Annotated in this window: 18 protein-coding genes and 3 pseudogenes; 6 read left to right on the top strand and 15 right to left on the bottom strand. The window is 67.6% G+C overall.

Features of this window, described 5'->3' with window-relative positions; translation table 11 throughout:
• Nucleotides 1-42 precede the first annotated feature (42 nt).
• Nucleotides 43-486, top strand: a complete 444-nt coding sequence (locus SAVERM_RS19340; RefSeq protein ID WP_010985176.1) for a hypothetical protein — start codon at nt 43-45, stop codon at nt 484-486.
• A 213-nt stretch (nt 487-699) separates the two neighbouring features.
• Here the strand turns inward: SAVERM_RS19340 and SAVERM_RS44830 are convergent, their stop codons facing one another.
• Nucleotides 700-1,119 carry a hypothetical protein gene (locus tag SAVERM_RS44830; protein WP_237528826.1) on the bottom strand — a complete coding sequence of 140 codons (420 nt, stop codon included), beginning with the start codon at nt 1,117-1,119 and terminating at the stop codon, nt 700-702.
• Nucleotides 1,120-1,648: 529 nt separating this feature from the next.
• Between SAVERM_RS44830 and SAVERM_RS19350 the strand changes: the two genes are divergently transcribed.
• From SAVERM_RS19350 to SAVERM_RS19355, 3 genes and pseudogenes are all read left to right on the top strand, one after another.
• The gene (locus SAVERM_RS19350) at nt 1,649-3,139 is read left to right on the top strand and encodes an HNH endonuclease (protein WP_107277516.1); all 1,491 of its coding nucleotides are present in this window, start codon (nt 1,649-1,651) and stop codon (nt 3,137-3,139) included.
• Between the two features lie 516 nt (nt 3,140-3,655).
• Nucleotides 3,656-4,019 (top strand): annotated as a pseudogene (locus SAVERM_RS45950) (hypothetical protein); the annotation flags it as partial.
• A gap of 26 nt (nt 4,020-4,045) precedes the next feature.
• Nucleotides 4,046-4,474 carry a hypothetical protein gene (locus SAVERM_RS19355; RefSeq protein ID WP_010985178.1) on the top strand — a complete coding sequence of 143 codons (429 nt, stop codon included), beginning with the start codon at nt 4,046-4,048 and terminating at the stop codon, nt 4,472-4,474.
• Between the two features lie 515 nt (nt 4,475-4,989).
• On the opposite strand, the gene SAVERM_RS19360 is transcribed toward SAVERM_RS19355, so the two are convergent.
• From SAVERM_RS19360 to SAVERM_RS19415, 12 genes and pseudogenes are all read right to left on the bottom strand, one after another.
• Nucleotides 4,990-5,364 carry a winged helix-turn-helix domain-containing protein gene (locus SAVERM_RS19360; protein WP_042493285.1) on the bottom strand — a complete coding sequence of 125 codons (375 nt, stop codon included), beginning with the start codon at nt 5,362-5,364 and terminating at the stop codon, nt 4,990-4,992.
• Nucleotides 5,361-5,954, bottom strand: coding sequence for a hypothetical protein (locus tag SAVERM_RS19365; RefSeq protein ID WP_237528828.1), 594 nt, complete (start codon nt 5,952-5,954; stop codon nt 5,361-5,363). Before SAVERM_RS19365 ends, SAVERM_RS19360 begins: the two co-directional genes overlap by 4 nt.
• Nucleotides 5,955-6,687: 733 nt before the next feature.
• On the bottom strand, nt 6,688-7,104 hold the full coding sequence (locus SAVERM_RS19370; RefSeq protein ID WP_037645098.1) for a hypothetical protein: 417 nt from the start codon (nt 7,102-7,104) through the stop codon (nt 6,688-6,690).
• 204 nt (nt 7,105-7,308) lie between these two features.
• On the bottom strand, nt 7,309-7,893 hold the full coding sequence (locus tag SAVERM_RS19375) for a hypothetical protein (protein WP_237528830.1): 585 nt from the start codon (nt 7,891-7,893) through the stop codon (nt 7,309-7,311).
• Nucleotides 7,890-8,078 (bottom strand): hypothetical protein, encoded by a 189-nt coding sequence (locus SAVERM_RS19380; RefSeq protein WP_052082283.1) that lies wholly within the window; start codon nt 8,076-8,078, stop codon nt 7,890-7,892. The genes SAVERM_RS19375 and SAVERM_RS19380 overlap by 4 nt, the downstream gene beginning before the upstream one ends.
• Nucleotides 8,079-8,327: 249 nt before the next feature.
• Nucleotides 8,328-8,546, bottom strand: a pseudogene (locus tag SAVERM_RS19385) (aldo/keto reductase); the annotation flags it as partial.
• Nucleotides 8,547-8,816: 270 nt separating this feature from the next.
• Nucleotides 8,817-10,277, bottom strand: coding sequence for an FG-GAP-like repeat-containing protein (locus tag SAVERM_RS19390; protein WP_037644741.1), 1,461 nt, complete (start codon nt 10,275-10,277; stop codon nt 8,817-8,819).
• Nucleotides 10,278-10,734: 457 nt separating this feature from the next.
• Nucleotides 10,735-11,109: a hypothetical protein gene (locus tag SAVERM_RS19395; protein ID WP_237528832.1), complete on the bottom strand. Its 375-nt coding sequence runs from the start codon at nt 11,107-11,109 to the stop codon at nt 10,735-10,737.
• A 715-nt stretch (nt 11,110-11,824) separates the two neighbouring features.
• Nucleotides 11,825-13,318 carry an FAD-binding oxidoreductase gene (locus tag SAVERM_RS19400; RefSeq protein WP_010985185.1) on the bottom strand — a complete coding sequence of 498 codons (1,494 nt, stop codon included), beginning with the start codon at nt 13,316-13,318 and terminating at the stop codon, nt 11,825-11,827.
• Nucleotides 13,319-13,681: 363 nt separating this feature from the next.
• Entirely contained in the window at nt 13,682-14,104 is a 423-nt protein-coding gene (locus SAVERM_RS19405; RefSeq protein WP_010985186.1) for an arsenate reductase ArsC, read from the bottom strand.
• Nucleotides 14,097-14,240 (bottom strand): annotated as a pseudogene (locus SAVERM_RS40225) (ACR3 family arsenite efflux transporter); the annotation flags it as partial. The pseudogene SAVERM_RS40225 and the gene SAVERM_RS19405, both read right to left, overlap by 8 nt.
• A gap of 178 nt (nt 14,241-14,418) precedes the next feature.
• On the bottom strand, nt 14,419-14,823 hold the full coding sequence (locus tag SAVERM_RS19415; protein ID WP_010985188.1) for an ArsR/SmtB family transcription factor: 405 nt from the start codon (nt 14,821-14,823) through the stop codon (nt 14,419-14,421).
• A gap of 79 nt (nt 14,824-14,902) precedes the next feature.
• Between SAVERM_RS19415 and SAVERM_RS19420 the strand changes: the two genes are divergently transcribed.
• On the top strand, nt 14,903-15,373 hold the full coding sequence (locus SAVERM_RS19420) for an ArsI/CadI family heavy metal resistance metalloenzyme (RefSeq protein ID WP_010985189.1): 471 nt from the start codon (nt 14,903-14,905) through the stop codon (nt 15,371-15,373).
• A 182-nt stretch (nt 15,374-15,555) separates the two neighbouring features.
• Here the strand turns inward: SAVERM_RS19420 and SAVERM_RS19425 are convergent, their stop codons facing one another.
• Both SAVERM_RS19425 and SAVERM_RS19430 read right to left on the bottom strand, forming a co-directional pair.
• A complete protein-coding gene (locus tag SAVERM_RS19425; protein ID WP_237528833.1) occupies nt 15,556-16,116 on the bottom strand; it encodes a potassium channel family protein in 561 nt (186 codons plus the stop codon).
• A 262-nt stretch (nt 16,117-16,378) separates the two neighbouring features.
• Nucleotides 16,379-16,975 carry a TetR/AcrR family transcriptional regulator gene (locus SAVERM_RS19430; RefSeq protein ID WP_010985191.1) on the bottom strand — a complete coding sequence of 199 codons (597 nt, stop codon included), beginning with the start codon at nt 16,973-16,975 and terminating at the stop codon, nt 16,379-16,381.
• Nucleotides 16,976-17,216: 241 nt separating this feature from the next.
• Here SAVERM_RS19430 and SAVERM_RS19435 point away from each other — a divergent pair, with 241 nt between their 5' ends.
• Nucleotides 17,217-17,852, top strand: coding sequence for an ATP-binding protein (locus tag SAVERM_RS19435; protein ID WP_237528835.1), 636 nt, complete (start codon nt 17,217-17,219; stop codon nt 17,850-17,852).
• Nucleotides 17,853-17,927: the final 75 nt, after the last annotated feature.

Here is a 17,927-nt window from a genome sequence, read left to right on the forward strand (position 1 = left end):
GCTGACCCCGTCCCACCCTCGTAGCACCACCGAAGGAGCACGATGGCTGACACAGGCATTGACGACCTGTCCAAGTACGAGTCCGGGACCGACCCGTTCACCGCGTCCGAGCTGGAGGCGATTGCCCGCTTCCGCGAAAACCTGTCCGGCATCCCCGACATTGCCTTCAAGGGCTTCGACGCCGACGAGATCCGCCACCTCGCGTCCGAACACGGCATGGGCGAAGCCCGCAAGATGCTGCACTCATTCGCTACCGACCTCCTCAACGGCCGGTGGCTGGCGATCCTCTCGTTGAAGAACGACCTGCCGACCGGCACCGACGAGCCTCCCCGGTACAGCACGCCCGCCGCCCGGTACGTCGCCCACCTCACCGCCCAGCACCTCAACGCCTGCGCGAAGTTCGAACACGCCGTCACCATGTGGTTCCTGGACCTGGACACGCACCTCTCCTCCCCGCTGTACCTGAACAGGGATGGGGAGGAGTGAGCCACACGGAGGGGGCGACGAGGAAGTCATCGACTGACCGGTATAGAGCTACGGATCAGATGTTCCCCGTGCCACAGCCGTGCCAGAACGAGCGGGGAGCCACGGGGAACAGCAGCTACGAAGTCGGACGCGCCGGAGGGGCGTCAGGGCGCTCCCTCGCAGGTGAGGCGTCCAGCGTCCCCTGGATCACCCGAGCTTCCCAAGCTGAGGTCGCTACCTGGCAACAGATCGTTGCACAAGCCGAGTCCGGAGGTGGCGGCTCAGCCAGACATACGCAGCCATGGCCAACGAGCCGCGCGCCATGAAGTCGGCCCACAAAGGAAGGATTTGGGCGGCGCTGCCAGCCCCCAGGGCTCCCCACAGAAGAACGGTCGTGAGCACACTCGCCACCACCAGGACGAGCACGTAACTGACGCTGGCCGTACGGTTCCGACCAAGCCAAGTACCCAGCAGTCCCGAGGGGATCTGCACCACCATGTGGAAGCTCACGCAGCCGAACACGACAGCCAGGAAGATCATGAAAGGCGGCACGTCCGCCGAAGGATCATTGGCCGGGGCTGCCCCGTAGGCGTCCAGAACCCAGACCGGTGGCACAAGGAAGGTGAGCAGCAGCAGCGCTCCGCTCAGATGCATAGCGGCGAGGTGTACTGCCGCTCGGCGGAGCACCGTCTTCGTACGCCTCGTTGTAGACGTTGACTCGCGATCTCCTGCCCTCACGATCCCCCCTCGACATCTCGTGCACTCTGCCTTACCACGACACCGCGACACAGTACGTCGTACCACTCCTGCCACACCCACCCGTCTCACTTTCCGTCTCATTCAGCGCCGTGCAAGGCCGTTCAGACGGGACCGAAGCCGGTAGCCACTCCCACGACCGACCGCCCATGAACCAAGGTGAACGCACCTGGACGCAGCCCCTCACCCCACCAACACAGTTGGAAAGCGTGTTGGTGGCAACCCCTCACGAGTTCGAATTTCGTATCCTCCGCAGCCGCCCACCTGGGCAAACGAAGGCTCCGACCGGATCACAGTCGGAGCCTTCGTCGTTCCGTGGTTGCAGTTTTGGTTGCAGTTCCCATGATCGGCGCACCATCCGCACGAGATCATGTTGCGGAGCCGGCCGCCTGCGAGGCCGCGCCGCCCCATGGACAGAGGAGAAACGGTGCCCAGTGACGGAGTCATCCTGCACGGCCCCATCGGGGACTTCGCGCGTCAGCTGAGCCCATCAGACGACCTGCAGGCCGAAGAGATGTATGCGGCAGCCATCTCAGTGTGGTCGACCGCGATCGCGCCCACCGTGAAGGTTCGCTCGTACCTGCCGGGAGTGCGTCCGACGCTAGTGTGGACTGCGTTTGTCGGAGACAGCTCGAATCCGTCCGATGGGCTGGCACAGAGCGTGGTACGTGCACTGCGCGTGCGGGACTACTTCACATCGCTGGCGGGGCGCCACCCAGTCACCAGCGAGGCCCACCTCCTCAGCGCAGTGGAATCAGCCCGCCGCTACCCCTCCCTGCACACTCCCGCACCGCGGAGCACGTTGCTTGAAAGTTCTCCGTTTCAACGGACCCCGGCCGGTAGGCAGCGACTCCAGGGGGAGCTCAACTACGCGTTGCGTCAGGCGTGGGATGGAAGCAACTTTTTGTGGATCGGCGCAAAGAAGCGGACCCCTGCCCAGCAGGAGCTGGACCGTATACCGCCCACGGTGGGAGTCCTCTGGGGACTCTCGGATATGAGCTGGGAGCAGCGCCCGTACGGGCCTGGCGATGACGCCTTCTACTCCCGCTTCCTGCCGTTCAAGCTCCGCGGTCAGCCCAGCCACGGCCGCACTGTGCAGACCGGGCCCTCTCCCGAGCTGGTCGCCGCGTATGAATGGGCGATCGGAAGTCAGCGGGAAGTGAAGCTGAGTCGAGCCGCAGCAGAGATGTGGGGCGAGATCAGAAGTCTGGAAGACTCGACACTGCTGAACAGCCCGGCCCCAAGGGATGCCGCCTTCACGATCAGGGTGGGGGAGCACACCCTTCGGGTGGCAGCGGCACTCGCCGCCGCAGAGATGTCACCAGCCATCGAGCCGAACGTGATCGAGGCAGCTTGGTCCCTGGTGTGGCGCTCCATTCGCGATGTCGCTGACCTGGCTAATGGGGCTAGCGTCCTGCTCGAGAACCCCCTCGCCAAGACCAGCTCGGCCGTGCCCACCGAAGCAGATCCGGCCGGCATTTGCGTGGAACCTTCGTGGCCCGCAGAGAGCGCCACCCTGGACTTCCCCGATACACCCGTCCGGCGCAGAGCTGCAATAGTGCAGGCCCAGGACCGGGATTCCCAGGTCAGACGCCAGGTCAAGGTGTGGTACGACAACACCTGCCAGTTCTGCAGGACCAAGATCGAATTTCCGGCACAGCCCTTCTCATACAGCGAAGGTGCGCACATACAAGCGCTCGGAGCGCCCCATAACGGTCCCGACCGAGTTGAAAACATGCTCTGTCTCTGCCCGAATTGTCACATCCGCTTTGACATGGGTGGCCGATTCCTCACGGACGAACTGCGCATCATTGACTCGGCCACAGGCGAAGATCTCGGACCTCTGAAGGTTCATGCGCAGCACCGGATCCGCCTTGCGTACGTCCGACAGCACCGCTCCCGCTGGGCTAATACGTAGCGCTCATGGCGCACCGAGCTATACCGCTCAGGCAAAGACGCAACTTCTGCCGACTGCGCTTCCCAAGCTGAGGGCCCGGTCGTTGTCACGGGCCGGCCGTAGCCGCTTGCTCTGGTCGACGACAAACCCCGATAGCGTGGCTGAGGCCGGTTGAGGTGCAGCGAGGCATACGCGTGCGTGATCGGTCGACGCACCCGCCGTCGTGGCTGACTGTCGTCGGCTGAGGTTCGTGCCACAACCGTGCCAGATCCAGGGGTCACCCAGGGTCAACGGCGGTGGCGTGCGGTCGAGTTGTCAGCCACCGCATCAGGTATCGAAGCCGCAGGTCAGTAGCCGGACACCCCACCCTCTCTCCTAAAGCGGGTGTCGCAGGTTCGAATCCTGCCGGGGGCACAAGGGCAAAGGCCCCGGACCGATCACGGTCCGGGGCCTTTGACATCCACTTCAGATATCAACGAGAGCGGTCACTCACCACCGGCCGCCTCTTGAGCAGCCGATACCTGTCGTGGTCCACGCCAGCCAGGGCGGGGCTACTGGTGCGAGTGCTGGAGACCTCGTCAAGAGGACTTGGCCGGCACTCCGGGCGTCCTTCGACGCGTATTCGGTACCGCAGGCCGACCGATGCGTTGCGGTCGCGCTCCGCACCATCTCTCCGGCACTCGATCCCGAGGAGGCATGGTCCTGGCTGTACGAAGGGCGCATCCTGACCCGCCGAGCCCTCTTACGCGCGGAGCCCTGCACGGTCTCCGTCACCCACGCCAGCACTCGCATCACATGGACGATCCGACCAGTGCTGTTCTTGCCGCTCGCCTACCGCCAAGGCTTCGAACTCCCTGCCTGCGCATATGGCTTCAAGCCCCACGACAGCCATCCCCAGTAACGGCAGGTCCTCACTAGGGTGCCCGTATGACGGAGACAGCAAAGGCCAGACGAGCGCCAAGGCAGCTGGGCGAGCTGCACGACGTGTACGCCTTCCTGGAGGAAGTGCGACTGCGCCCTGGCATGTGGGTGCGCGGCAGCTCCTTGCAGCATTTGCACTCCATGCTGCTCGGCTATCGGGTTGCCCTGGGCGTCCACGGCATCGAGGAGCCCTTTGACTTCTGGTCCCCCGGAAACCAGTGCTCATTCTCCGAGTGGCTATGGGGCCGGCCAGGTATGCCCAACGCCAGCTCCTTGGGCTGGGCGACAGAGATTGAGCGCGCGGCCGAGAAGGCCGACAGGTCCGCCATGGAGATGTTCTTCGAGCTGTTGGACCAGTTCCGCACCACACACCACGATGTTCAACCGCCACATCGAGCAGCACCTGAGACCCAACAGCCCACCGTCACCGCCTGAGTTGCAACTTTCTCTACTGGTTCAAGTGCCCACGCGAGCGCGGGCTGGGGTGAGTGGTGGGTAGGCGCGAGTGAGATCATCACGCATGACGCTGATTAAGTACATGACAAACGCCAAGGATGAGCGATGGTGGATACAGGGTCTCGGGCTCATGGCCGGAGCGGTCTGGGCCGGCGCCCGCGCGTTGGGTAACGGACGGCCGCCCCTACTGCGGGTGGGCTTCGGCGTAGCGGCGATCTGTTTCCTGGCTGCAATTGCGGGACTCTTCATCGACCGAATTCGGGCAGCCAGGCGAGGCCGCAGAGGTTCCGCGGATGACACTGCCGCGGGCGAGCAGCAAGAGCCTTGATCGATGCCGGATCGAGGGAGCCGCGGAGCGTGTCACTTCCGTGCCGGAACGGGCGGGGACTCACGGGGAATCGAGGTGCGCCGGGATGTGTACTTCCCCACCTCGCCCATGGCAGGGATTCCCAGGTCAGACCTGTGATCCCCCAACCTCGCCCCTAAAGCGGTGATCACTCATCGGGTGTGCCGGGCACGGGACGGGGAGCCTCAAGGCGTAGCACGAGTGCACGTAGGGCCCGGAGTTCGGTGTCCAGGGCCTGCGCACCTTCACGGGTGAGGGATACCCATGTTCGGGGGCGTCGACCGGCGTAGCCCTTCTCCACGGTGATCATTCCGGACTCCTCCAGCACCTTCAGGTGCCGGGAGAGATTTCCGTCGGTGACGGCCAGTTGCTTCTTCAGGAAGCTGAACTCGACCCGGTCGGCTTCACGGGCAACGGTGAGGACGCCGAGCCGCACGCGCTGGTGGACGGTGTCGTCCAGCGCCTGGGTGGGATGCAGTTCCTCTTGGTTGTCCTGCGTAGCGGCCGAGTCTTCGACGCTCATGGGACGACCGTACCCGCAACCGCGACACCGGGCGCGCCCCGGCGGCGGACCGCTGTCCGCTCGCCCAGACCGGCGAGGAGCAGGATGGCAGCGAGCAGAAAGGCCTTGAACTGCGGTCCGTCGGCCCAGCCGGGATGGGCGGGGTGCTGCCAGGGAAGCCATCCACTGCCCCAGGAGGCTCCCAGGTACCCCGTGAGCAGCAGGGCGTGAGCGGTGCCTGCCGCCGCGGCGATCCAGCTGCGTTCGGCGATTCCGAGGGCGAGAAGTCCGATGCCGGCCAGGTACCACGGGGAGGCGTAGCTGTTCTCCAGCAGCACGGCCTCCCAGGACTGGTTCCTGCCGAACAGCAGCGCCACCAGAGCTGTCGTGATCACAGTGGTGGATACGGCGGTCACGCTGACCCACATGCCGCGCCGGGGGACGACGCCCCGGGCCTCCCCGCGCAGGCGATACCAGCGGGCGAAGACGAACCACGCGAGGGGGAGGAGCGCGAACCACACGCCCCATGCCACGAAGCGCAGGACGGCTCCGTCGAACTCGCCTTTCAGGCAGGGGGTCCCTGGTTCGTGGACGACGCACAGGCCGGTCAACTCGGCGTAGGCAAAGGCCGGATAGGACCCGACGTAGCGCCCGTGGGCTCCGAAGTTGAAGGCGTACCGGGCGACCGGAATGGCCGCCAGTGCAAGGAGCCCGAAGCCAAGGAGGGGAGTCCACGCTCCGTTGGTCTGCCTGCGAGTCCTCGCCCGAAGGCCTTCCGTCGCAGCCAACAAAGCGGCCGCGGCCGCTCTCGGTTCCGATCCCGCGCTGCTCGGTGCGGATGTTCCCATATCTCCCCCTTGTGCCGGCGCTCTGGCAGCGCTCATGAGCGGACCGCCGCATGATCGCCCGCCGAGAACCAACTTTGCGATGCAAAGTACATGGCAGTCAAGAGTAAGCCGTGTACTGACAACAGCAGGGCCTTCCAAGGGGCAACGCCGAGCAGGCCGGCCGATAGCCCGAAGAGACGTCAGCGGCGGCTCCGCTCGCAGTTCAGGACGAAGGGGTCGTGCCAGACGCGTGCCAGGTTGTACGGGGAACCACGGGGAACACCGGGAATCGATCGGCGGCTCACCAGATGCACGATCTTCTCGGGCACACAGTCATGGGCGAACCGATGATGAACAGGGGGCCCCAAGAGCGCTCAGTGCCTGTCGACTGTGACGGCGAAACAGCGCGACTGGACACCGACGCGTTACTCCACTCTGACTGGACACCGACGCGTTACTCCACTTCCCCCCGCACCCAGCTCCCCGAACTGGGTGCCGTGCTCGGCTGAGACTGAGCTCAGAACGCCTTCAGGTAGACCCTGGCCTGATCGTCCTTGAGCGCCTGGACGTAGATGTCGATCCACTGCACCTTCTTGCGGCGATCGTCCTTCACGCACGGGGGGCAGACCCCGGCCGAGCGGGCTCCCTTCAGCGTCTGCGGCTCGGCCAGCCCGAGGTGCTTGAAGAGCTCGCCGTCCGGGGCGAAGTCGGCCTTGTTCGCCTTCAGCGGTTCTTCGGAACGAAGGTCCCTCGCGATGCCTTCGGCGTTCTTCTCGCTGGTGACGAACGAGAGGAGGTGGATGTCCTCCTGAGGGTTGATCTGCACGGCCCCCTTGACCTCGGTCGCGGCCTTGGGCGCCGTCACGTTCATGAACGCCGACGCCTCGGGCGCGCCGGCGTTCTTGTCCCACTGCGAGGTGCGCCCGTCGGTCACGCGGCGATCGTCCGTGTCCGGGCTGGAGCACGCGGAAAGCAAGAGGGTGGCAGCCAGTGCCGCGATGAGGGGGGTACCTCGTTTGATCGTCACCGGTTCTCCTCGTCGCCGCGGGAGACGTCGCCGCGGGTTCCTTCTCGTCCTTGGTCCGGCGGGTTCACCGTCGGTTTCGCGTCGCTGTCCAGGTCGTACGTGTACGTGGAGCTAACGTGGAGCTGTTGCCTCGCGTGTCGAACTCCTGTGCAAGACCAGTTCTTGTTCAGCCGTCCCATCTCTTGGTCCGGGATCGTCCATAAGGATGCGGTCGATATCCAGGACCAGCGGCTCACCCGACTTACCCAGGTAGTGCTGGCCTGCGCGCGGGCCAAGTACCCCAGATCCTTGGCCGTGGCGTCCTCGGTGTTGAACGCTCCGGAACCAACCCTCGTCAGCAGCGCGCCACTTGTACAGCGGGCTCGTGATCCCCGCCTTTCGCAGCTCGTCGCCCTTCTCCTGAAGCAGGATGCCGCGCGTGACCGGATCAAGGTCGCGCCACCACTCCGCGACCGCCTTCGCGCCCTTGGGGACGTGCTGCGCCTTCGCCACCTCCTCAAGCGACGGGTGCGGATCGGACTCCGCTTCCCGGACACTGTGCGCACCGTCCGACGGCACGCCCACCACCGGCGACGAGACGCCGACGGGCGAGTACCCGACGCGCGACCCGAGGGCCCACACGCCGTGGAGCGGGCATCGTTCCACTTTGTCGGCCGGGCGGCCTGCACCGGACCGGGTGCTCAACTCACCGCTCATTCCCGGAGGTCAGGACTGTTCATCTCGTCGCGCGAGCCGCTGCTGTAGGACCTGATCCAGGCGGTCCACAGGACGAGAGCCGTGCCGATCCCAGTGCCGACGAATTCCCAGGCCGCGCGTACAAGCAGGTCAGAGCGGTTGGCGACAGCCCAGTCCCGGCCCGCGTACAGCGGTATGTCCGTCAAAAGCTCCTCATCGGCAGCGAAGGAGAGACCGCGGATCTCACCGCTGCCACGCTGTCCGCCAGGCAGACGCCACGCGCCACGACATGGCCCGCCCGACTCGCAGTGCACGTATCCTTCCGTCTGGCCCCTGAGAGCAGCTCAGGCGGCGACAGTACGGCCCGCTGAAACGGCAGCTTGGGGGCAGCGCCGCGATCGACAGCGACGGGCCGGTCACAGCCGTCAGCGGCGATACGCGATACCCGGCATGGTGATGGTGGCGGGCGCCGCCTCCGACAGCCCGTAGTGGCGGATCTTGCCTTCCTCGATCAGCTCGGAAAGCGTCCCCGCCGTGTCCTCGATCGGCGTCCCCGGGTCTATCCGGTGCTGGTAGTAGAGGTCGATGTAGTCGGTGTTCAGGCGTCGCAGCGAGCCCTCGACCGACCGCCGTACGTTCTCGGGAGTGCCCTCGCGGCACCGAGGTCCGACGCCACCAGGACGCGTACGACAGGAACGCCACACACGGGTAGAGCCCGAAACTCTTCTTCACCTGAGGAGTACAGCTTTCCTCACGACGTTCCGGACCCTGGACAAGACCCAGGTCGACCGCCCAACTCCCCAGATCACCCGAGCTTCCCCAGCTGACGCGCTTCGCCCTGGGCGGATCGGTCGGCGCAGTCGCGTGCTTCGTAAGTCGGCACAACGGAAGGGGCGGCACCGGAATCCTCCGGTGCCGCCCCTTCCGGCTGTCTGTCTCCGTGCTCAGGAGCCCGACATGGCGTCCCCGAACATGGGGTCCTCCCCCGAGTTCCCGATGCCCACGGAGGACGCACCGAAGCTCACCGCGCCGGTGGCCTTGAGACCTCCGGTGGAGCCGCGCAGGACCCACACGGCGCCGTCGTCGCTGTTCTCGCCGCCCGCGCCCACCGACAGATCGGCGCGGCCGTCCTTGTTGTGGTCGGCGAGATGGATGGCGTCGCCGAACAAGTCCGACGACTCGTTGGCGCCCGGTACACCCGAGGTGCCCTGGTCGAAGGACTGGGCGCCGGTCCCCGTCAGGCCGGAGGCGCCGCCGCGCAGCACCCAGACGCTGCCTGCTTGGTCCGCGGAGCCGATGGTCTCGAAGTCCGCGCCGACGGCGAGGTCCGGGTAACCGTCACCGTTGACGTCGCCCGCTGCGAGCGCGCCTCCGAACGAGTCGTCGGACTCGTCCGCTCCCGGCACACCCGCGGTGTCCTGGCTGAAGACGGCGCTGCGCGTGGTGTCGACGCCCGCCGCACCGCCGTAGAACACGGTGACGTAGCCGCCCTTCGCCGTCCGGTCCGAGATGACGTCGACGAAGTCGGTGCCGACGACCAGGTCGTCGTGCCCGTCGCGGTCGAAGTCGGCCACGGTGAGCGCGCCCGCGTACCCCGTGCCCACCTCGGTCTGCAGCGTGGGCCCGGTCGAGGCGCCGCGGTAGACGAAGTTGCCCGCGGCGGACCCCACCACCACGTCGGCCGCCCCGTCGTCGTCAAAGTCCCCGGCGGCCAACTGGACGGCGCCCCTGGGGTACGCGCCGGACTCGATCTGCGCGTCGAAGCGCAGCTTTCCGGCCGCGCCGCCGGACTTGGTGAAGCCGCCCTTGAAGATCCACACGTCCTTGCCGGTGGAACCGACCGCCAGATCGGCCTTCCCGTCACCGGTGAAGTCGCCGACCGCCAAGGACTGGCCGAACCGGTCGTGGCCCGACGCGTTCGGGTCGCTGATCGTCGTGCCGCCCGACAGGCCGGACGAGCCGCCCCACAGGATCGTGACCGAACCGCCGTCGGCATCGCCGCCGACGTCCTCCACCGGTGCGCCCACGACGAGATCGCCGTAGCCGTCGTTGTTGAGGTCGCCGTGCGCGAGTTCGGTGCCGAAGCGGTCGGAGGTCTCCGAGGCGCCCGGCACGCCGGAGGAACTCTGCGATGTGATCTTGTGGCGCGCGGCGCTGATACCGCTCGACGAGCCGTAGTTGACGACCACGGCGCCCGCCTTCGCCTTCCCGCCCGCGACAGCGCCCGGGGCGCCGGTCGCCAGATCGCGGTAGCCGTCACCGTTGAAGTCGTCGGCCAGGCCCGACCCGGCGGCACTCGCGCCGCCGGGCAGGGTGATGAGCAGGCCACCGGCCAGGACGGCCGCGACGGCGGTGGCGCCCAGGACGGCGGGACGCCGAGAGCGCTTGTGATGGGACCGGGACATGAGTTCCCCTCCAGGACATACGTGCGAGCTCAGAGATGACCTCTGGTGAGCCTGAAGGGTTGTACGGGAAAGGGGAGTTGTGGTGCTGACAACGTGGCGCACGTTAACGATCGGGGCACCTGCCGAGCCGTCGTCGGCCTGATCTCCGACCACACCGCCGAAAGCAGGTTCGAATCCTGCCCGGGGGTGCAAGGAGAAGGGCCGGCTCAGGAGTGGGTTCCTCCCGGGCCGGCGGTTCGGCGTTTCAGGCGTCGTGCCACAGGTGTGCCACTACGTGCCGGTGGGGTCCTCTTCGGCGGTTCCCTGCCGTCCGGATCGGTCGGCGGGTGCCGCACCGCAGCCGCACCATCGGCCCAGGCCGCCGCGTCCGGCCGCACCATTGCCCAGGCCGACGGGCAGGGGCGTCGGCGCGGGAGCCTTCGGCGGGTGGGTCAGGAGGGTGTGCCAGGCGGGTGGGTCAGGCGGGTGGGCATCCGAACCAGTTCACCGTGCCGTTGTCGGAGGTATAGCCCATGCACCTGATGGTTCTGTTGTGCAGGGTCTTGGCCCGGTCGACCCCTCCGTCCACGGTGTCCCCCTTGTAGCGGGTCTGTACGAGGGTGTCGATCTCGACGGTGTACCAGCGGCTCTTGTGGGTCGGGATGCTGCACCGATGGCCGGTCAGGTTGCGGCTGGGATCGCCGCTCCACACGTCCTGTTCGGCACGGTCGCAGTGCGCCCTGTCGGCGGCGCCGGCGGTGCCGGCTCCGGTGCCGAGCAGGGCCGCCGCGCCCGTGGCCACCACCGCGGTAACGCCGAGCAGTCGCTTCAGAGTGAGGTTCATGAGGTTCATCGATCGGTCCCTCCTGCCAGGTGTGGTGACGGCTCGGAGTCGCCATGTCACCTTGGTGTGATGGTCACACCGATCCGGGATGTACCGCCCGGCAGCCGACGGCACAGCCCCCCGACCTGGTGACATCGGTGATGCCAATGCAGCAGTGCGCGGTCGCACCCCGGCCGGCCCCGGAGCGGGCCTCGGTCGGTGCCGGGGAGCGCCGCCCCGTCCTGGTCACCGCCGACGGCCGACGGGCCGTCACGGGACTCCCGCACGGGACTGAGCGAGAGCAACCCTCCCCGTGCCAGTGGCATGGCCGGCGAGCGCAGCGCATGCATCCGGGGCTGGGACCGGAGCCGGTACGGCGCGGGAAAGCCAGGAGCCGGTACGGCGCGGAGGGACACTGTGCGCCGGCACCGGGCGTCACATCTGTTGCAGGCGACGGGCGGTCCGCCGGCTCATGTCGGGTGCTCTGGACGGCGCACGGTGACCCGGGCCCTGAAGGCCCCCTCCCACACCTACGCCCCCTCCACACCCCGGCCCCCGCCCCCGCCCCCGCTCCCGCTCCCGCCCACACCGCAGCACCTGACGTTCCCGGCCCGTGCAGCGGGGTGCCGCAGAGCGTGGGCAGCGGAACCGTGCGACGACGGCGGCTCTTGGGGTCATCGTCGTACCGGACGGTCCTGCGCGCTCGTGCCCTGACCGGGATCGGGGTCCCGAGGGCGTATGCCGGTCAGCATGACGCGGGCGGGATGCTCTGCTCGTACTGGAAGACGTTGCGCGGGTCGTACTTCGCCTTGATCTTGCGCAGCCGGTCGAAGTTGGATCCCCAGTAGGCGGTTTCCCAATCCTGCATGCCGATGTTCGGCACGTTGACGTAGGCGCCGTTCACGTACGGCCGCAGTGCCTGGCTGAACTCGGCGATCCAGGCCTGGGCCTGCGGGGTGATCTCGTCGCCGCTGCCCGCTTGTCCACGAGTCCCCCAGCCGGCGCCGGGCTCGGAGTAGAAGAGCGCGTCGCGATGCGGGAACGCCGTACCGCCGCGGGGGCTCCTCCGGACCGCTCCGCCGAAAGCCTGAGTGAAGAAGTTGCTGTCGTCCGAGGGGGCGTCCTGCATGAATGAGGCGATCAGACTGATCGCTTTCTCCGGGAACGGCTCGGTGGTGAACTGCGAGAAGAACTTCCAGTTCGCAGGCTCGTCCGCTGTCGGAATCTGGAATCCCGCGTATACGTCACCCCAGTTGCCGACCTGTACCGAGACCTGGGGATTGCCGACCGACAGAATCGGGGCCAGCAGCTCCTCCGCCTCTGCCTCCGACCCTTCTGCGAGAACCCCGAACAGCAGGATCTCGCCCCTGTGGATCTCGAGCTGGGTGCCGAGGCGGTTGTCGGCGACCGGCGCCGTACGCTGCCATGTGTCGAAGACCCCTTGCAGGTCCCCGAGGCCGTCCCATGTCGCTTGCAGATAAGCGACGCTCTTCAGCGGAGCCACTTTATAGGTGAGTGACGTGACGATCCCGAAGTTGCCGTTTCCCGCCCCGCGGAGCGCCCAGAGCAGGTCCGCGTTGTTCTTCCCGTCCGCCTTGATCACCTTGGCGCACTCGGCACCCGACGCGACGACGACCTCAGCCCCGATCAGGCTGTCGCAGGCCATACCGAGGTAGCGGGTGAGGAAGCCGAAACCGCCGCCGAGTGTCGCACCGGACAGGCCGACGGTGCCCTCCGTTCCGGTCGTCACCGCGAGGTCCTTCTCCGCCAGCGCGGTCACCGCTTCCAACTGGCTCAGCCCGGCGCCGACCGTCGCGATGCGCGAGGCGGTGTCGATGTGGGCCCACTTCAACTCGCTGACGTCGATCACGATGCCGTTGTCCACGTTCGACCAGCCCTCAAGGCTGTGGCCACCGCTCCGCACCCGCAGCGCGACGTCATGCTGCCGCGCCCACGTGAGGGCGTTGACCACGTCCTGGGTCTCCTGGGCGTAGACGATGACCAGCGGATAGTGAACGAAGAGCTCGTCCCAGCCGAGGCTCGCATCCGCGTACCCGGGGTCGTCGGGACGGACGATGCGGCCGGTCAGCTTCGCCGGCTTGCATTTCACGCTTTCGGCCGTGCCGGTCGCGGCGCTCGCGCCCGGGGCTTCCGCGGCCGTGATGCCCGGGAGAACGACCGCACCGGCGCCGGCGGCCGCCGTCGCCCTGAGCAGTCCGCGACGAGAAAAGTCGTGCATGGTCCGTATCCTCTCGACCGGGCTACGCCAGTATTCGGCTGAGGAAAATCTCGTCCGCCGACCGGCGCTTTCAATCCTGTGTGGATTATTTCTGGGAGCCGCACAGTAACAGGGGTGACCGGACGGTCTTGCCCGACACACTAATTGAGGACGATGACGACTTACTGAAGGAGGATATATGCGAGTGAGAATAAAATTAGCCCAGCCGGACGAATCCGGCGGGGCTTTATGCTCGCATTGTCGGCGTGATGACCACTCAGTTGCACCTGGCCGGGACCGGCAATGCCCTTACGCGACAATTCAGGAAGTATTTCCATATTCTCAATGGCACTCCTCGCCCGATGTGGGCTCCCGGTGGGGTACTCACGGTTGCGTTTCCGGGGCGATCTCCTCGATGAGGCCACGGACGCGCTTTTCGATCTCGTCGCGGATGGGGCGGACGGCGTCGACTCCTTGTCCGGCGGGGTCGGGAAGGCGCCAGTCGAGGTAGCGCTTGCCGGGGAAGACGGGGCAGGTGTCGCCGCAGCCCATGGTGACGACGACGTCGGAGGCCTGGACGGCTTCGACGGTGAGCACCTTGGGGACCTCGGCGGAGATGTCGACGCCCGCCTCCGCCATGGCTGCCACGACGGCGGGGTTGACGGTGTCGGCGGGGGCGGAGCCGGCCGAGCGGACCTCGACGCGGTCGCCCGCGAGGTGGGTCAGGAAGGCGGCGGCCATCTGCGAGCGTCCGGCGTTGTGGACGCAGACGAACAGCACGGAGGGGGCGGCGGTGATGTCAGGCATGAGCGGGATCTTCCTGGGGTGCGGGGAGGGCGGGGGTGGTGAAGTAGCGGCGGGCGTGCAGGGCGACGTGGACGAGGCCGATCAGTACGGGGGCTTCGAGGAGCGGGCCGACGACGCCTGCGAGGGCCTGGCCGGCGCGACAGGCTGGCAGATCCGACAGGAAGAACCATGCCAGGGCGAACATGAGCGCCGCGCCGACGAGCCTGGGCGGCCCAGGCCCAGCCCGGCAGCCATCGCGGCGAGGATCCAGCGGGCCAGGTAGCGGCCGGGAAACGACATACGGCCGGCCACGTTCCCCTCAGGTCCGGCAGCACTCACGGAGCGGCCGCGGCGGCGGCACGGCCCGGCAGCGGCTCACCCGCAGGCCGGGTCAGGATGCTCGCGAGGCGATCGGTCATCTCCGGGACCAGCCAGTAGTAGACCCAGGTGCCGCGCCGTTCGCAGTCGATCAGACCCGCCTGCCGCAGCAGCTTGAGGTGGTGCGAGATCGTCGGCTGGGACAGGTCGAAGTCGGGGGTCAGGTCGCATACGCAGACCTCACCGCCCGCCCGTGAGGCGATCATCGACAGCAGCCGCAGACGCACCGGATCACCCAGCGCCTTGAACACCTTCGCCAGCTCCCCGGCCCGGCCCTCGTCCAGCGGGGCGGTCAGCAGCCCGGGGCAGCAGACGCCGGCTTCGTCACTCCGGCCCAGCACGACAAGCTCTTGATTCGACATACTTCTATGTTGACAGTCTTCGATCCAACGCGCAATCTTGCATCGACAGACATCAATGCAAAACGATGGGAGCCCTGCTATGTCTCGCGCTCAGCTCGCCCTGCGTGTCAGCGACCTGGAGGCGTCGATCACCTTCTACTCGAAGCTGTTCGGCACCGAACCGGCCAAGCGGCGCGAGGGCTACGCCAACTTCGCCATCACCGAGCCCCCGCTCAAGCTCGTCCTGATCGAGGGCGAGCCCGGCCAGGACACCCGCCTCGACCACCTCGGCGTCGAAGTCGACTCCACCGGCCAGGTCAACGCCGCCACCACCCGGCTCAGGGACGCCGGCCTGGCCACCTTCGAGGAGAACGACACTTCCTGCTGCTACGCCCTCCAGGACAAGGTCTGGGTGCACGGGCCCGGCCAGGAGCCGTGGGAGGTCTACGTCGTGAAGGCCGACGCCGACGCCCTCGGCAAGAGCGCCGCCCCCAACGCCACCGGCGACGGCTGCCACACCACCCAGGCCCCCGAACCGGCCTCGGCGTCCGCAGGCTGCGGCTGCGGCTGACCAGCAGTTCGCCGGCACACGACGGTGACTGCTGCACAGCAGCGGGGCATGGCAACCACCGCAACCGCAGCCGACTCGGGCCTCTCGACGGTCGGCCGTCCGCGACCCGGTTACGCGCCCGCCTGACTACGACCTGTGCGGCCGGCCCGGATCTTACGGTGCAGGCCAGCGCGTTAGCGGGGTCATCGAGCGTCGGGGGTGGTGCCGTCCTGGCTGCCGGTTGTCGAACGGTCCCGCTGTCGTCTGCCTTCCTGGACCGCGTTCACCAGGAACCGGGCCGCCACGCCGATCAGCAGGAGATTCACTGTCATCTGCCCCGTGGTGAGCAGCCGGGCCGATTCGCTGCGCGGGGTGATGTCTCCGAATCCGACCGTACTGAACACGGTCATGGCGAAATACAGCGCGTCGGTCCGGGACAGCGACTCGCTGAAGGTGTTCGGCGCGCTGCGCTCCATCAGCCAGTAGGCCGTCGCGAACAGCAAGATGAAGAGTGGGACGGTCGCCGCCAGCGCTTCCATGGCCCGCAGCCCGGGCCACGGGGACTGCGTGATCCTGAGGATCTGCCATGCCAGAAGCAGTGCCCCGGCCGCGAGACCACCGACAAGCACGAGTACGGTGCCGGCGGTGAAGGCCGAACCCAGCGGCAGCAGGTAGTAGCCGGCCACGAGGGCCCCCACGATCATCAGCGACCGTACAGCGGCAAGCAGCGCCTGTCGGCGGGCACTGCCCGAATTCCTGTTCAAGGTTCCGTCCCGTCCGCACCCGATGCCCCGACCGCTCCGCCGCGCCCTGCTTCGGTGCCAACCTCCCGGGTGATCCGGGTGCCGCACAGCAGGCGCACCACGGGGTCACCGGCATGGCGGCGCCGGTGTGCCGTCCCTTGCAGCATCACGGCGGGGATCGCAGGCTTCCGCCGGTGCCGCTCGGACGGACCGTGGGCGTCAGACCGAGAGGTTCTCACCGAGCTGTCGGCCTGAGCGTCTCCAGGTGTCGTGCCGGCCGGGTTCAGGTGTCGTGCCAGCCGGGTTCGAGGCGGTCGAGGAGGGCGTGGACGGCGGCGTCGGACCGGTCCCATCCGCCGTCGGCCAGGGGTGCGATGAGCAGGCCGAAGAACGCGTCGACCAGGAGGTCGGCCTCCGTTCGGGCTCGGGCTTCGGCCATGCCCAGGTCGCGGAAGACGGAGACGAGCAGGCCCCTCCACTCGGTCAGCACGTCGCGCATGAAGGGCCCGTACCGGTCGGGGTGGAGCACGCTGACGGTCATGACCTCGAGGTAGAGGGGGAGCGCGGCGCGCAGGTCGGGGGCACTGAGCTGCCGCCAGGTTTCCTCCATGAAGCGGCGGAGCCACGCCGGGTTCCTGGGGGAGTCGGTGGGGCCGAGCAGGATCCGGGCGCGCAGGAGCGGTCGCCTCTCGTCCAGGGCGAGTGCCTCGGCGACCATGCGCTCCTTACTCCCGAAGTAGTACAAGAGCATGCGGTCGCTGGTGCCCAGGGACCGGGCCAGCGGGCGAAGGGACAGGTCGGCCAAGCCGTTGCGGATCATGTACTCACGGACCCGGTCCAGCAGGTCGCGTCGTTTGGCGGGATCGGGCGGGCGTGGCATGAAGGCTCCCAGGTGCAGCTACACGGGCGGGACGGGGACGGACGGGACGGGCAGGGCGGGCAGGGCGGGCAGGGCGGACAGGGCGGAATGGATCACACCTGTCCGATTCATTAGCTTTCGTTGAGGTATTTACTGTAGCGCCCGCTACATGTACATTTATAGATGTAGCGAGTGCTACGCGAACGCAAGACGTGGCACCTCGGCAGCCATGGTCGCCAGCAGCTCAGAAAGGAGTGGTTCCATGGCCTCCCAGGTGATCGGCCTCACCACGACCTCCCTCGGGGAGCGCTTGGCCCGGATCTGCCGCCGCCACGGGGAATCGGGGCAGAAGGGCGCTTCGGACCACCACGCTCAGAGGAAGGGCCGGCCCCTGAAGGACACACCCACGACATGGGTGCACCGGAACCTGGCTCTCTGGTCCCGCGTCCTGGCACCCCTGCAACCGCTCGACGCGCCCCGCGCCCGCGCCACCGCCTGGGACGCTTCCTGGCCTCTGCAGCGGGAGCTGACCTCGGCCCGTCTGGCCCGGCGGACGGTGACCGCGCAACTGGGCGACTGGAATCTGGAGGACCTGGCCGACACCGCCGAGCTCCTGGTCAGCGAAGTGGTCACCAACGCCCTGCGCCACACCCGCGGCCCACTGCGGCTCAACTTGCAGGTGCGCGGCTCCCGTCTGCGGTGCGAGGTCGAGGACACGGACCCCGCCGGCCCCGTACGCCGCGTCGTCGACACCGACGCGGAAGGCGGACGCGGCACCGAACTGCTCGATCTGCTCAGCGAGGCCTGGGGCAGTACCCGTACCGCCACCGGCAAAACCACGTGGTTCGAACTGCTGACGCGGACACCTGAGCCCGAGGGATCGCCCGCCTCCGACTGAGCTGATGGTCCGGCCGCAGAACCGAGACGGTCCGGCCTCGTGCCGGGCCGTCTCGGTCTCCGCACCAACGGACTT

Source organism: Streptomyces avermitilis MA-4680 = NBRC 14893 (genome assembly GCF_000009765.2).
In the GTDB taxonomy this organism is placed as follows: Bacteria; Actinomycetota; Actinomycetes; order Streptomycetales; family Streptomycetaceae; genus Streptomyces; species Streptomyces avermitilis.